Origin of the sequence: Mesorhizobium prunaredense (assembly GCF_900156895.1) — a bacterium.
Classification (GTDB): domain Bacteria; phylum Pseudomonadota; class Alphaproteobacteria; order Rhizobiales; family Rhizobiaceae; genus Mesorhizobium; species Mesorhizobium prunaredense.
Genome location: NZ_FTPD01000034.1, coordinates 97557 through 112152, shown reverse-complemented (window position 1 = coordinate 112152; position 14596 = coordinate 97557). Strand labels below are relative to the sequence as shown.

At 63.1% G+C, this 14596-nt stretch carries 11 protein-coding genes; 5 read left to right on the top strand and 6 right to left on the bottom strand.

All coding sequences use genetic code 11. The annotated features are described in order from the left end of the window. Positions 1-53: 53 nt before the first annotated feature. The 3 genes from BQ8794_RS22080 to htpX all read right to left on the bottom strand — a co-directional run bounded on the left by BQ8794_RS22080 (position 54) and on the right by htpX (position 4313). Positions 54-1778 carry a heparinase II/III family protein gene (locus BQ8794_RS22080; RefSeq protein ID WP_077380778.1) on the bottom strand — a complete coding sequence of 575 codons (1725 nt, stop codon included), beginning with the start codon at positions 1776-1778 and terminating at the stop codon, positions 54-56. Between the two features lie 133 nt (positions 1779-1911). Then, complete coding sequence (locus BQ8794_RS22075; protein WP_167378808.1) at positions 1912-3312, bottom strand: RsmB/NOP family class I SAM-dependent RNA methyltransferase; 1401 nt, start codon at positions 3310-3312, stop codon at positions 1912-1914. Next, the gene (gene htpX, locus BQ8794_RS22070) at positions 3303-4313 is read right to left on the bottom strand and encodes a zinc metalloprotease HtpX (RefSeq protein ID WP_077380776.1); all 1011 of its coding nucleotides are present in this window, start codon (positions 4311-4313) and stop codon (positions 3303-3305) included. Before htpX ends, BQ8794_RS22075 begins: the two co-directional genes overlap by 10 nt. Before the next feature lie 140 nt (positions 4314-4453). Between htpX and BQ8794_RS22065 the strand changes: the two genes are divergently transcribed. Further along, entirely contained in the window at positions 4454-4693 is a 240-nt protein-coding gene (locus BQ8794_RS22065) for a DUF1674 domain-containing protein (protein ID WP_077380775.1), read from the top strand. Between the two features lie 6 nt (positions 4694-4699). Here the strand turns inward: BQ8794_RS22065 and BQ8794_RS22060 are convergent, their stop codons facing one another. Beyond that, positions 4700-5365 carry an HAD-IA family hydrolase gene (locus BQ8794_RS22060; protein ID WP_077380774.1) on the bottom strand — a complete coding sequence of 222 codons (666 nt, stop codon included), beginning with the start codon at positions 5363-5365 and terminating at the stop codon, positions 4700-4702. A gap of 172 nt (positions 5366-5537) precedes the next feature. Here BQ8794_RS22060 and BQ8794_RS22055 point away from each other — a divergent pair, with 172 nt between their 5' ends. The 4 genes from BQ8794_RS22055 to BQ8794_RS22040 all read left to right on the top strand — a co-directional run bounded on the left by BQ8794_RS22055 (position 5538) and on the right by BQ8794_RS22040 (position 11595). Then, positions 5538-6407 (top strand): transglutaminase-like domain-containing protein, encoded by an 870-nt coding sequence (locus BQ8794_RS22055; RefSeq protein WP_077380773.1) that lies wholly within the window; start codon positions 5538-5540, stop codon positions 6405-6407. 336 nt (positions 6408-6743) lie between these two features. Next, positions 6744-8105, top strand: a complete 1362-nt coding sequence (locus BQ8794_RS22050) for a pilus assembly protein (RefSeq protein ID WP_077381003.1) — start codon at positions 6744-6746, stop codon at positions 8103-8105. 433 nt (positions 8106-8538) lie between these two features. Next, on the top strand, positions 8539-9807 hold the full coding sequence (locus BQ8794_RS22045; RefSeq protein WP_077380772.1) for an SAM-dependent methyltransferase: 1269 nt from the start codon (positions 8539-8541) through the stop codon (positions 9805-9807). 396 nt (positions 9808-10203) lie between these two features. Next, the gene (locus BQ8794_RS22040; RefSeq protein ID WP_077381002.1) at positions 10204-11595 is read left to right on the top strand and encodes an FAD-binding oxidoreductase; all 1392 of its coding nucleotides are present in this window, start codon (positions 10204-10206) and stop codon (positions 11593-11595) included. 219 nt (positions 11596-11814) lie between these two features. Here BQ8794_RS22040 and BQ8794_RS22035 read toward each other — a convergent pair whose 3' ends face one another. Together BQ8794_RS22035 and acs are read right to left on the bottom strand one after the other, a co-directional pair. Further along, entirely contained in the window at positions 11815-12561 is a 747-nt protein-coding gene (locus tag BQ8794_RS22035; protein ID WP_077380771.1) for an MOSC domain-containing protein, read from the bottom strand. Further along, a complete protein-coding gene (gene acs / locus BQ8794_RS22030) occupies positions 12561-14516 on the bottom strand; it encodes an acetate--CoA ligase (protein ID WP_077380770.1) in 1956 nt (651 codons plus the stop codon). The genes BQ8794_RS22035 and acs overlap by 1 nt, the downstream gene beginning before the upstream one ends. Positions 14517-14596 lie beyond the last annotated feature (80 nt).

Sequence of the window (14596 nt, the reverse complement as noted above, 5' to 3'; positions counted from 1 at the left end):
GCGCGCCGTAGCACATGAGGCCCGGAAATCAAACTGCGGGACTAACCGCAGTCTCAGCTTTTTGCCGAATGATCGGCGATGGCCGTCCGCGTCAGTTGCCAATGGACTTCCGAAACCTGCGATGCCTTGAAGGCCAGCACGATCTGCCGGCTGCGGCGCGGGCCACCAAGGCCGGCGAAATAGATGGATTCCTCGACCTCGGGCGCCACCTCGGTGCAGGTGAACACCCATGTGTCGGATTCATCGGCGGTCAGCACCAGACGGTCGTGCTCGTCCTGGAGCAGGCCTATGTCTGGATGGATGTGGAAGCGCACGGTGACGAAATCGCGGCCGTTGTTGCGGATCGCAGCATTACCCGGCCGCAGAAGGCGATCCCTGCCGGCGAGCACATTGCCGTTCGTCGACAATTTCAGTTCGCGCTCATGCAGCAAGCCGAAGCGCGCGACATAGCCGTCATGGCGAGCCAGAAAACCCTGAATGCCTTGCTGGTCGGTGCGCTTGCAAGGCACATGCTGCGGGCCGCCGATCAATGGCGTGCCGAGCAGATCATTGACGCGCAGCGAGTGGCTGAAACGCGCTGACGAGGTGTCGTTGATGGTGGCTGTCGAATGAGCGGCCGTGGCGCGGGCAAGCGGCCGGAATTCGGCGGCGCCATAGGTGTCCACGCCGGCGTTGACGACATAGTGGCGGCGGCCGGAAGACAGCTCGAATGAAAGGCATCCGGCGTGCGCCACGTTGGAAACCTCGATGCGCGGCGGCGGGCCGGTATCGGCGATCACGGTGACGCCGCCCATGGAGAGGCGCTCGTAGCCCGAATGCGGTGCGTGCAGCAATGGCGCGCCGGCGGTGTCGTCGTGGCGCAGAATGGTGGCGATGCGGTTGTGGATGGTCGCGCCCATGCCGTTGAAGCGGGCGAGGCTGCCGTCCTGGTGGCGAAAGAAACGCAGCGCCGGCAGCATGCGATCGATGGCGCCCATCAGCGCCGCCGGCGGCGTTTCGGCCTGATTGGCATAGGTCTGGCGCAGCGGCAGAAGGTCGGCGAGGATTTCAAGCACGGCCATCGGATTGCGGGAAATATGGCCGCCATCCGGCAGAATCTGACGGTCGAGCTCCTCGGCGAGGTTGCGGGTCGCGCCGCGCAGCGCCGATGCCGGCGCCGGTAGCGACAGAGCCGCAAAGGCAAGCGCGATGCGGGCGCGCAGCCTGTCCTTGCCGTCCGGCATCTCGCGTGCCATCGCCCTGAGATAGCGGATTTGCATGGCCAGCGATTTCAGGAAGGCCCGGTAGAAGGGAAATTCAGCACCCTGCAGCACCACCGAGGAATGCTGCAGCCAGGCAATGACGCGCTTGGCCGTCGTGCCGGGCTCCCAGGCGACACCGGAAATATTGCTGCCATGGATGGTGATCCAGTCGGAGACCAGCGCGCGGGCATTGGCTGCGGCAAGCTCGGTGCCCGCGGCGCGCATATGGCGCAGCCAGCGAAAGCCGTGCAGGGCCTTTTGCCAGCCGGGATTGGCCACGGCGATCTGGAAGGGCGACTTGCCGCCGGTCTCGACCAGATGTCCCGACAGCGGATAGCGGCCATAATAAATCTCGAGCGCGATCTGCCGGTCGGCCAGGCGCAGGTCCGGCGGAGCGATCAACACGCGTTCCGGAGTGCGGCCGGAGTAGCGCCAGCGATGGATCGGCCCGGCACGCAGGCGCCGGCGCGTCTTGCGCCAGAACTCCTTCGCGACAAGCGTCCATAGACGCGTCGTGCTGACGGCAGCGATCGCCAAAAGCCCTCCTCATAGCGCCCAATCCGAAGACAAGCTTATATGATTCAAGAACTTATGCGAAGGCGAATTCCACCGAGGCCTTGAAATTCAGCCTGTTTTCCGCAGGATTCTTCCTAAAACAGTCCTCAAATTTTCAGCGTTGGCCGGCTCTGCGCATGCGGGCGGCAAAGAAGCCATCCAGCCCGGACCGTTCCGGTGAGCCGAGCTCCAGATCTGCGGGCGTGGTGCGCAGAGTGCCCTGCGGCGTCAGGAACGGATCGATGCCGGCGATCTCGCCCGGGCGGAGCGGATCATCGACGATGTCAGCCGTCCCGGCGAGGAAGGGGCGGTGAAGCGCCTCACCTTCGAGCGGGTCGAGCGAGCAGTTGGAAAAGACGATGCGCCCGCCAGGCCTGACCAGGCTGACGGTGCGGGCGAGCAGCCTGCGTTGCAGATCGGCGAGTTTTTCGATGTCGGCCGCCGTCTTCGTCCAGGGTACGTCGGGATGCCGCCGCACCGTGCCGGTCGAGGAGCAGGGCGCGTCGAGGAGGACGGCGTCGAACAGTTGTTCCGGCTCGTATTTGAGCAGATCGGCCTGGACAATTTCTGCGGACAAACCGAGCCGTTCGAGATTCTGCGAGAGCCGCGCCAACCGGTTCTTCGAGGAATCGATCGCGGTGACCGTGGCGCCGCCGAGAATGAGTTGAGCGGTCTTGCCGCCGGGGGCGGCGCAGAGATCGGCGACGCGCAAACCCCTGACGTCGCCGAAAAGCCGGGCCGGAAGGCTGGCGGCGGCATCCTGGACCCACCAGGCGCCGTCTTCAAAGCCGGGCAGTTCAGTGACCGAGGCGCTGAGTTTTTCCACCCGCACAGTGCCTGTCGGCAGCACGATGCCGCCGAGCCGCTCGGCCCACAGCGCAGGATCGGTCTTGACCGTGAAGTCGACCGGCGCCTCGTGCCTGTGGGCGGCGAGAATTTGCCTGGCTTTCTCGGTGCCATAGGCGGCTTTCAGCCGGTCGGAAAACCATTTCGGCGCTTCGTCGGTGGCGGCAAGCGCTGCAGCCAGTTCGGCCTGCTTGGACCGCGCCAGCGTGCGCAGCACGCCATTGACGAGACCGGAGAAGCGCACCGTGCGCGGATCGGACTTAGCGTGGGTCACGGCAAGGTCGACTGCGGCGCTGTCGGGAATATCGAGGAACAGGATCTGTGCCGCTGCTACATGCAGAATATGCGAAAGCGCGGTGGCGTTGGGTGGCAGCGGCTTTTCCAGGCGGCGGGCCAGCAACCCTGATATGGTCATGCGGAAGCGCAGCGCAGTGACCAGTATGGCGCGCACCAGCGCCCGGTCGCGCAGGTCGAGCGCCTTGTATTGCGGATGGCCGTTCTCGTGGTCGGTCAGCCCGTCTAGCGGCGTCCTCGCATCAATGACGGCGGCAAGCAATCGTGCCGCGGCCTTGCGCGCGGCAAGGCCGGCAACAAGTTCGCCGGGGCTCGCTGCATTGTTTTCATGATCGCCTGAAATTCGGTGCCGGCGTTTCGCTTCGCTCACGACCACGGACCCTTGGGTCCGGTCGGATTGCGGCCCCAGGGATTCGATTTCGGCGTGGCCGGCGGCTGCTCAGGCTGCTCGGCTGGTCTCTCCCACGGGCCTGATGGCCGCTGCCCGCCCGCCTGCCCCGGCATAGGGGCTCGCCGCTGAGCAGGGGCGGATGCCATGTCCTGCGCCATCGCCTGCAGGGCGGCGATGCGGTTGTCAGTGCTCGGGTGGGTCGAAAACAGGCTGTCCATGCGCTCGCCGGAAAGGGGATTGATGATGAAGAGGTGGGCGGTCGCCGGGTTGCGTTCGGCATCCGGGTTGCGGATGCGTTCGGCGCCACGGGCGATCTTGTCAAGGGCCGAGGCAAGCCAGAGCGGCTGTCCACAGATCTCGGCGCCGCGCCGGTCGGCCTCGTATTCGCGGGTGCGGCTGACCGCCATCTGCACGATCATCGCGGCAAAGGGCGCCACGATCATCGCCACCAGCACACCGATAATGCCACGGGAATTGTTGTTGTCGCGGTTGCCGCCGAAAAAGAAGGCGAAATTGCCGAGCATCGAGATCGCGCCGGCAAGCGTGGCGACGATCGTCATGGTCAGCGTGTCGCGGTGCTGCACATGGGCGAGCTCGTGCGCCATCACCGCCGCGACCTCTTCGTGCGATAGTTGCTGCAACAGTCCGGTGGTGGCGGCGACCGCGGCATTCTGCGGGTTGCGGCCGGTGGCGAAAGCGTTGGGCTGCGGGCTGTCGATCAGATAGGTTTTCGGCATCGGCAGGCCGGCCTGTCTGGCGAGGCTCTGCACGATGGCGTAATATTCCGGGGCGTTCCTTTCGTCGACCTCGACGGCGCGGTTCATCGACAGCACCATCTTATCGGCGTTCCAATAGCTGAACAGGTTCATAGCGGCGGCAATCAGCAAGGCGATCACCATGCCGCCCGATCCGCCGATCAGATAGCCGACGCCCATGAACAGCGCGGTCATCGCTGCCAAAAGCATGGCGGTGCGAAGTGTGTTCATTGTCTGCTCCGTTTCTGCCGGCCTTCCGGAAAAAGGGTCGATCCTTGTCGGCTCATCGCTATATGATGGGAAACGTGTGGCCCTGTTTCAATTGGACCCTGTTTCAATTGGGCCAAGTTTCAATCCGCCGGGAATATCGCATGATCGACGAAACCAATAAAACAGGCGAAACCAGCAATGCAAACGCCGGCCCCGGTCACGACGCGCCGCAAAGGACGCTGACACCGGCAGCCCGCCGCGCTTTGGCGGAAGCGGAAGCACGGCGCGAACACTATCGACGGCAGGAGGCCGCGGTGCCCCGGGAGATCGGCGGCCGTGGCGGCAGGGAACCCGGCCGCTATGGCGACTGGGAAGTGAAGGGCTTGACCAGCGATTTCTAAGACACCCTAAGCCGCAGCCCGCTCCGCCGCGAGGACAATCCAGCCGCGGTCGTCGATGGTGACGGCGATCCCGTCATAACCCGTGATCGCGGCATGCGGCGTTTGCAACGGATGCTGGTGCGTGGCGCTGATGACCACGACGGTGGCTCCTGCGGCCTCGGCCGCCGCTATGCCGGCGGGCGCATCTTCGAAAACCAGGCAGTCGCGCGCGTCGACGCCCAGCCGCTCGGCCGCCAGCCGGAAGCAATCCGGCGCCGGCTTGCCGCGGGAAACGTCCTCGGCCGCGACAAGGGTGGCGGGAAGCGGGATGCCGGCGGCCGCGATGCGCAGCAGAGCCAGCTCGCGCGGCGCCGAAGTGACGATTGCCCAGCGCTCGGGAGGCAGCGACGCCAGAAACGCCGCGGCGCCGGCGATCGGAAGGATGCCGTCGATATCGGCCACCTCGGCCTGTAGAAGCGCATCGGCTTCACGCATCGGGTCGACGCCTGGAAGCGCCAGCCGAGCAATGGTCTCGATCGCCCGCACGCCGTGGATCGTTGGCAGGAATGCAGCAACGTCGAGATCTTGCCGGCGTGCCCAATCTGCCCAGACCTTTTCTGCCGCGGCGATCGAATTGACCACCGTGCCGTCCATGTCGAACAGCAAGGCTGCGAATTTTCTGCCTGCGAACATCTGCTATCCCAAGTTGTTTCGGAAGGAACCAAAGCTTGTCGATCGACCGTAACGTCGCATCGGCGGCATGGGAAGGCGCGAGATCGCCTTTTTCGACAGACCAGGGAACCACGGCCGGCCATCTCGCGTTAACCCAACCGTCTTCCACGACACTCAAGAGAGGGGAACCGCGATGCTGATTCGGCTCGGCTACGAAATCGCCATCGACTGCGCTGAATCCACCCCGGTGATTTCGCTGCTCGAGATCCACAAGCAGCGCCAGGCCGACATCAAGCGGCAGACGCGCGTGCTGACCTCGCCTTCCGTCCCAACCAGGCTCTATCACGATCTTTATGGCAACACCTGCCGCCGCTTCACCGCGCCTGGCGGAGGCTTTCGCATTCTTTACGACGCCGTCGTCGAGGACAGCGGCGAGACCGACGAGGTCAACACGCTGGCCAGGGAAGTGCCGGTGGCAGAATTGCCCGACGAGGTGCTCTGCTATCTGCTCGGCAGCCGCTATTGCGAAACCGATCATCTCAGCGATCTGGCCTGGCAGCTTTTCGGGTCTGTTCCATCCGGCTGGGCCCGGGTGCAGGCGATCGTCGACTATGTCCACAACCGTTTGTCGTTCGGCTACGGCTATGCGCGCCCGACCCGCACGGCGGCGCAGGCGCATGAGGAGCGCGTCGGCGTCTGCCGTGACTTCGCTCATCTGGCGATCACGCTCTGCCGCTGCATGAACATCCCAGCCCGCTACGTGAACGGTTATCTCGGCGACATCGGCGTGCCGGTCGACCCGGCACCGATGGATTTTTCGGCATGGCTGGAAGTGTTCCTCGACGGCAAGTGGTACACGTTCGACCCCCGCCACAACATGCCGAGGATCGGCCGCGTCGTCATCGCGCGCGGCCGCGACGCGACCGACGTGCCGCTGCTGCACAGTTTCGGCCCGCACCGGCTCAGCCTGTTCAAGGTCTGGACCTACGAGCAGGAAAGCAATCTGTTCAACCCGCCCCATCGCGGCGTCGACAGGACGGCCAGCGCGCAGATGCTGGCATAGAAGCGCAAGCGCGAACGGCGCGTTCGGGTTACGATCACCGGGCTGTCCTATGGATCTGATGCGCCTGATCCGCTTCGGCACAGAACCTCTGTGCCGGATCGGGATCGGGCTCTTGTGCTCCACGGCAGACGTCGAGATCATGGTAAGCGCTTCGTAAACGAAACTGCCGCAGCGGCCTGTCGTTTACCGGATGTTTACCTTGTCGCATTTCGAAACCAAGCAAAAACAATGGTTTGACGACGAGTCGCCGGCTTTTTCTGCGATGACGACGCCGTCCGGCCGGAATCCTGCAATGCGGCATTCACACGGCTCGAGTCGTGGCGAATGGAGGCGAGCATGCGGCGTTTTGGGGGTCTTGTTCACGCGATCGGCAGCTTTGCCGGAGATCGAAGCGGAAATTTGGCGGTTCTGTTCGGCATGGTTGCGTCGGTGCTGGCGCTTGGCGTCGGCTTTGCCGTCAATGTTTCCCAGCTCTATAACGCCAAGTCGAGCTTGCAGGGCGTGGTCGATGCGGCGGTGACCTCGACGGCACGCGACCTGACTACCGGCGCCATCAAGGAGGCCGACGCCAGCATGTCGGTGCAGGCGTTTCTCGATGCCAACAGCCGAGCGGGCATCCTGCAGGCTGATCGGATCGTCCTCGACAAATTGACCGTCGACAAAATCGCCAAGACGGTTCAGGCGGAGATCCATGTCGATCTCGGCCTCTATTTTCCAATCTTCGGCATGGGCGACATGAAGCGCATTGCCGCATCGACGACGGCAGTCTATTCGGACAAGACGATCGAAGTGGCGATGATGCTCGACGTCACAGGTTCAATGGCCGGCCAGAAAATAATCGACCTGAGGACGGCCGCAGCGAACGCGGTCGACAGCTTCCTGGGCGGTCAGGACTCCGCCAACCCCCGGGTGCGAGTCTCCATCGTGCCCTACGCCAATTCGGTGAATGCCGGCGCGCTTGCCGGCAGCAGCGTCTACGTCGAAGCCTCGGCCAGCCAGCGCAAGCAGGCGCCCGGCAATGGCGCTATACAGTATGTCTCCGGCTTAACGCGTCCGGACAATTGCGCCACCGAGCGCAAGGGCGCCTATCAATATTCGGATGTGGGTCCCGACATCAGCATGGTCAATCGCGATTACCTGTTGTCGTTCTTCGCCTGGCCGACCGGCACGGCTGCCTGCCCGGTCGCCGCGTTGAAGCCGCTGACGGCGGACGCCGCGGCGCTCAAGAACGTCATCAAGACCTTTGTCGCATCGGGCGGCACCGCGGGCCATATCGGCGTGCAGTGGACCTGGTACATGCTTTCGGAAAACTGGGGCAGTGTGATGAACGCGTCGCAGCGGCCGGCCAAAGCGGATCCGAAAAAGGTCGCCAAAATCGCGATCCTGATGACCGACGGCGAGTTCAACCTGTCCTATTTCGATGCCAGCACTGTCGGTGAGGTCTACAATGATGCCGGCAAGGAACCGACCCGCGCGGCAGCCAAGACGCTCTGCACCGCTATGCGCGACAAGGGCATCGAAATCTTCACCATCGGTTTCGATCTCAACGAGGAGAATGCCCAGGCGACACTGCAGAATTGCGCGAGCCCGGATACCGCCAAGATCAAGCACTTCTATCAGGCCGCGAACGGGACGGAACTCAACCAGGCTTTCCAGGACATAGCGCGCAACATCGAAATCCTGGCATTGACCAAATAGAGGGCATTGACCAGAGAGGATCCGGACAGGGAAAAGGCCGCCGCTTCTTGCGAAGCCGGCGGCCTTCCGTGTTTCCGTCCATGGCGCGGCTCATGGCAGCGACGTGACTTAAAGTGCCGGAGCGTCCTTTGCGCATCCAAAGGACGCGCGGCGCTCCAGGCGTCGCCAGCCGCGCATCTCGCGCCTTAACGGGAAGACTGCTTCCCGAAAGTGCAATCCGCTGAGGCCACGTTCTGGAAAACGAAATCACTCGACATCGGATCACCTCCTTTCGATTTGTTGAACACGCCCTAATGATGGGGTGTCGATCTGCAAATGGCAAGCCGCCATCGCGAAAATGCGGTGCGCGTTTGCCGCTAACTGCTTGCGGCTATCCGATCGGACAGGCAAAGTCGCTGCCGGACCGCCAGGGGGCTGAGCAGGAGGAACGGGGATGGAGGCAGCCGACAGAGCCGCACGGATCGTTCGAACGGTTATCGAGACGTTGAAGCCGGGTTTCGCGGTCAAGCTGTGGAACGGCGAGCGGATCGGCCCCGCCACCGGCCCCGTGGTCACCATCAACGACCAGGACATCGTCTGGCAGGTGATGCGCCGGCCCAACCTCTCGACGCTGATCGAAATGTGGATCTCCAAGACCATCGACGTGGAAGACGGGTCGCTGTTCGATTTCTACGCTCTGCCTGCGCACGGCAAGCTCAGGACGAAGCTCAAGTCGTTGCCCAAGCTCGCGGTCCTGCGCGACCTGCCGGCCGTGCTGTTTTCGAGAAAACAGATGACGGCGCGGACCGACCTTTCCGGGCGCAACCCCTTCGTCAGCGGGTCGAACAGGCAAGCAATCCAGCACCACTACGACATTTCGAACGCCTTCTACCGGCTCTTCCTCGATGAACGCATGGTCTATAGCTGCGGCTATTTCACCGATTTCGCCAATGGCATCGACCAGGCGCAGAAAGACAAGCTCGACCATATCTGCCGCAAGCTCCGGCTGAAGCCCGGCGAAAGGCTGCTCGACATCGGCTGCGGCTGGGGAGCGATGCTCATGCATGCCGCGAAAAATTACGGCGTCGTCGGCCATGGCGTCTCGCTGTCGGAAGCCCAGACCCAACTCGCCCGCGAGCGCATCCGCGCTGAGGGGCTGGAGGATCGCATCACCATCGAGATAAAGTCCTATGCCGAGCTGTCCGGCTCCTTCGACAAGATCTCGTCGATCGGCATGTTCGAGCATCTGGGGCTGGCCAACCACGCCGCCTATTTCTCGACCATTCATCGCCTGCTCAAGCCGGGCGGCATCTATCTGCATCACGCCATCACCCGGCGCGACAAGGGCAGCATCAAGAAGACCTTGCGCAAGGGCCCGGAGTTCAAAGCGCTGATCAAATACATCTTTCCCGGCGGTGAGCTCGACACGATCGGCATGACTCTCGGCAATCTCGAAGCGCACGGCTTCCTCGTCTACGATGTCGAGAATTTGCGCGAGCACTACGCCCGCACCTGCCGTCTGTGGGCCGAACGCCTCCACGCACGCTTCGACGAAGCGATCGCCGAGGTCGGCGAAGCCAAGGCGCGCCTCTGGCTGCTCTATCTCACCGGCTGTTCGATCACTTTCGAACGCGCCTCGACGCAGATTTTCCAGACCGTCGTCACCAAGCGCGCGCGGGGCCCGAGCGGACTGCCGTCGACGCGAGCGGATTTGTATCGGTAGTTGGTTTCGTGAACTCATAAAGGCAACGGCTTAGCGGCTAGTGTTTGACGCCTCTGGTTGCTGCGAGAAGCGCTGCGAAGTCTGCTGGGGTCATTTTGGAGAGCGTCGCCGGCGATGTCGCTAGCGTTCGAGGATATCGAACTCCGCATTGCCCCGCTGCTTTTCGAACAGCAAATCGGTCGATGACAGCCGGCTGCAGCCATAGGCCAAAATCGTGCCGCGTGGCCGCGCACCAGACAAGGTGGCGCGTCTGCGACGGCAACGCTAGCGACTAACGGGTGCACTGATCTGATCGAGGTGTTTTGGCACATCACAAGCCCGCCCGCTGGTGTTATGCTGCCTTTCGCCTCCGAGGCTTGGTCAATGCTGACGTGCGACGAGGCCGAGGAGGAGGACATGGCAGCGACGGAGCTTCAAAATCGCAGTGGCGTGCGGATTGGTACTGATCTTATCGATGAGTTCGCCGTCGGGTTGGCTGGACGCTTGATCCGGCCCGCTGATGCCGACTACGACGAGGCGCGTCGGATTTGGAACGCGGCAATCGACCGGTATCCTGGATTGGTTTCACGCTGCCTCGGCGTCGCCGATGTAATCCACGCGGTGAAATTCGCCGCTAGAAACAACCTTCTCGTCGCGGTGCGTGGGGGCGGTCATAATGTCGCCGGGCGGGCACTATGCGACAACGGCATTGTTGTCGATCTCTCCGCCATGCGTGGCGTGCTGGTTGAACCCAAGACGCGCACCGTGCGGGTGCAAGGCGGCGCGACGCTTGGCGACCTCGACCGCGAGACACATCTGCATGGGCTGGCGGTGCCGGTCGGCGTCGTATCGAAGACCGGCGTTGCCGGGCTGACACTCGGCGGTGGCGTAGGCTGGCTGGTGCGAAAGCACGGGCTGAGTTGCGACAACGCGATCTCGTTTGAGCTGGTGACGGCGGAGGGACGCCTGCTGGCGGCCAGCGCAGAAGAACACCCCGACCTCTTCTGGGCCTTACGCGGCGGAGGCGGCAATTTCGGCATCGTCACCTGCTTCACCTTCCGCGCGCAGCGAATATCGTCGGTGTTCGGCGGCTTGATCGTTCATGGCCGCGACAAGGCTCGCGAGGTGCTGCGCTTCTATCGCGACTTCATGGCCACGGCACCGGAGGAACTCACTGCCTACGCGGCCATGTTGACGACGCCGGACGGCATGCCGGCGGTCGGCATAATCGCATGCTGGTGCGGTGACATGGAAGAAGGCGCACGCGTGCTGGCGCCGCTGCGAGCCTTCGGTCCGCCGCTGCTCGACGCCATACAGCCAATGCCCTACCCGTCGATGCAGAAACTGCTGGACGGGGCATTCCCGGACGGCACCCACAATTACTGGAAGGCGAGCTTCGTTCCGCAACTTACCGATACGGTCATCGACCTGCTTGTTGAGCATGGAAACCGCATGGAGTCGCCTCTCTCGGCCTGTCTCGTGGAGTTCTACGGCGGCGCGCCGGGCCGGGTCAGTCGCACGGACTCTGCCTTCGCCCAGCGGAACGCGGAATACAACATTGGGATGACTGCGCAGTGGACCGATCCGGCCGAAAGCGAAAGGCATATAGCCTGGGTGCAGGCCATGTACGATGCGTTCGAGCCGCATTCGAGTGGCATGCACCTTCTCAACTTTCAGAGCGAACCCGCGGACCAGGTGATCCGTGCCTCCTTCGGTGACAATTACAGTCGGCTTGCCGAGGTAAAGCGGAAATATGATCCCATGAATTTTTTCAGCCTCAACCAAAACATCTCGGCCGCGGCACACTAGCTGCCGGCTGCCAAGTCGCCGACATAGGCCAATGGTTGCCAAAGATTTTGATCCTTGCTGCGCTCATTGTGGTGCCGTTCGGTTGGTATTGGCCCAAGCTTCTGGATACGAACGTGAGAGCAGGGTGTGATAGCTTGCTCGGCTGTACGGGCGCGAAGGTGAGGTCGCGCGAGAAGGCAATCGTCCGGCTCGTCGCGCGTTGGGCATGGCCCAACCGGACTAGACCAACCGCATCATCTCGCCCACCCCGACACTGGCTGGCCGGTCGACCGTGCAATAGACGCCGAAATTGTGCGCGTTGTGGCGGACCAGATTGCGCAGGATCGCCGCATCGTGGTCGAAGCCGTCCTGGGCGATGATGGTGAAGCCGCAGCGCCGGCATGGTTCGGAAATGGTCAGCAGCAGATCGCCGATCGCCAGCTTGCGTCCGATCCATTCCGTCTCCGGGAATGATCCCTCGATCGCCGCCACGTCGACGACGATGTTGGGGCGGAAGCGGCGCGGGTCGGCGACGCCTTCCGGATGCAACGCCTTCAGGCGCGCCAGCGAAGCGGTGGTCAAGAGGTGGATGGGCGCCTTGCGGTAACGCTCGGCGGTCAGAAGGCCGGCGTAGTCCGGCGCATCTTTCTGGCGAAACGGCCGGATCGAGGCCGCGAAGCCGAGAAAGGCGGAAACGGCCCCGTCACATTCGGCTCCGGGCGCTGGCAGCCAATCACCCTGCGGTGTAGCAATCTCGAGTTGGCGGGCTTGCGACAACCGGGCCCGAATGAGCGGCACCTTGTGCCATTTCGCCTCGCGGTCAGGCCGCGCGATCTCACCGTCAGAGGCGTCGACAAGGCCGAACAGGCGGTCGCCGTCGATGGTTTCAGAGCCGACGGAGATCACATCCCGGCGTTCGCCGGCGAGCGAACTCGCCGGATAGCGCCAGAGCTCGCTGACAGTGCCGATCTCCGTCAAGGCCTGCATCAGGCCCGCTTGTTCTGCCGGTTGGCGATGAGGTCGTCGACGACCGCCGGGTCGGCCAGCGTCGAGGTATCGCCGAGTGCGGCAAAATCGTCCTCGGCGATCTTGCGCAGGATGCGACGCATAATCTTGCCCGAGCGGGTTTTCGGCAGGCCCGGAGCGAATTGGATCTTGTCGGGCGTGGCGATGGCGCCGATGTCCTTGCGGACGTGGGCGACAAGTTCCTTGCGCAACTCCTCGTTCGGCTTTTCGCCAGCCATCAATGTGACGTAGCAGTAGATGCCCTGGCCCTTGATGTCGTGCGGATAGCCGACGACGGCGGCTTCGGAGACTTTGTCGTGCGAAACCAGCGCGGATTCGACCTCGGCCGTGCCCATGCGGTGGCCGGAGACGTTGATGACGTCGTCGACGCGGCCGGTGATCCAATAGTAGCCGTCGGCGTCGCGGCGGCAGCCGTCGCCGGTAAAATACTTGCCCTTGTAGGTCGAAAAATAAGTCTGCACGAAGCGCTCGTGATCGCCATAGACAGTGCGCATCTGGCCCGGCCACGAATCGGCGATGCAGAGGTTGCCGCTGGCAACGCCTTCCAGCACCTTGCCGTCGCCGTCGACCAGTTGCGGCTTGACGCCGAAGAACGGCTGCGTCGCCGAACCTGCCTTGAGCGGGGTGGCGCCGGGCAGCGGCGTGATCAGGATGCCGCCGGTCTCGGTCTGCCACCACGTGTCGACGATCGGCACCTTGCCGTTGCCGACGACGTTGAAATACCACTCCCAGGCTTCCGGATTGATCGGCTCGCCGACCGTACCGAGTACGCGCAGCGATTTGCGCGAGGTTTTGGTGACATGGGCGTCGCCGGCGCCCATCAGGGCGCGCAAAGCCGTCGGCGCGGTGTAGAAAATGTTGACCTTGTGCTTGTCGATGACCTCCCAGAAGCGGGATTGCGAGGGATAGTTCGGCACGCCTTCGAACATCAGCGTGGTGGCGCCGTTGGCGAGCGGCCCGTAGACGATATAGCTGTGGCCGGTGACCCAGCCGACATCGGCGGTGCACCAGTAGATATCGCCGTCATGGTAGTCGAAGACATATTGGTGGGTCATCGAGACATAGACGAGATAGCCGGCCGTGGTGTGCAGCACGCCCTTCGGCTTGCCGGTCGAGCCTGATGTGTAGAGGATGAACAAAGGGTCCTCGGCCTTCATCTTCTCCGGCTTGCACTCCGCCTTCACCGAAGCGATCTCGTCGTGGTACCAGACGTCGCGCCCCGGAGCCCAGCCAACCTTGCCGCCGGTGCGGCGCACGACGACGACCTTGTTGACCATCACGAAATTCTTCGCGGCGATGTCGATCGCCTTGTCGGTGTTGTCTTTCAACGGAATCGGCTTGCCGCCGCGCAGGCCTTCATCGGTGGTGATGACGAAAGTCGATTCGCAGTCGACGATGCGGCCGGCCAATGCATCCGGCGAGAAGCCGCCAAAGACCACCGAATGGATGGCGCCGATGCGCGTGCAGGCAAGCATCGCGTAGGCCGTTTCAGGGATCATCGGCATGTAGATGGTAACGCGGTCGCCCTTCTTGACGCCGTGCTTCTTCATCACATTGGCGAGCCGGCAGACATGCTCGTAAAGCTCGCTATAGGTGATCTTCCTGTCGTCGTAGGGATTGTCGCCTTCCCAGATGATGGCAGTCTGATCGCCGCGCTTCTTCAGATGCCGGTCGATGCAGTTCCAGGAAACATTGGTCTCGCCATCCTCGAACCATTTGATCGAGACCTTGCCGTTGAAGGAGGTGTTCTTGACCTTGCTGTAGGGCTTGAACCAGTCGATGCGCTTGCCGTGCTTGCCCCAGAACTTGTCCGGGTTCTTCACGCTCTCGGCGTACCATTTCAAATAAGTGTCATTATCGATCAGCGCATTCTTCTTCCACGCCGGCTGGACGCGATGGACATGAACCTCGGACATTTTTCCATTCCCTCCCAAGACCAACTGCCAGCTTGCTCGCCGAGCAGCATCGTGGCGCAGCGGCCGCGAATTCGCGCGCA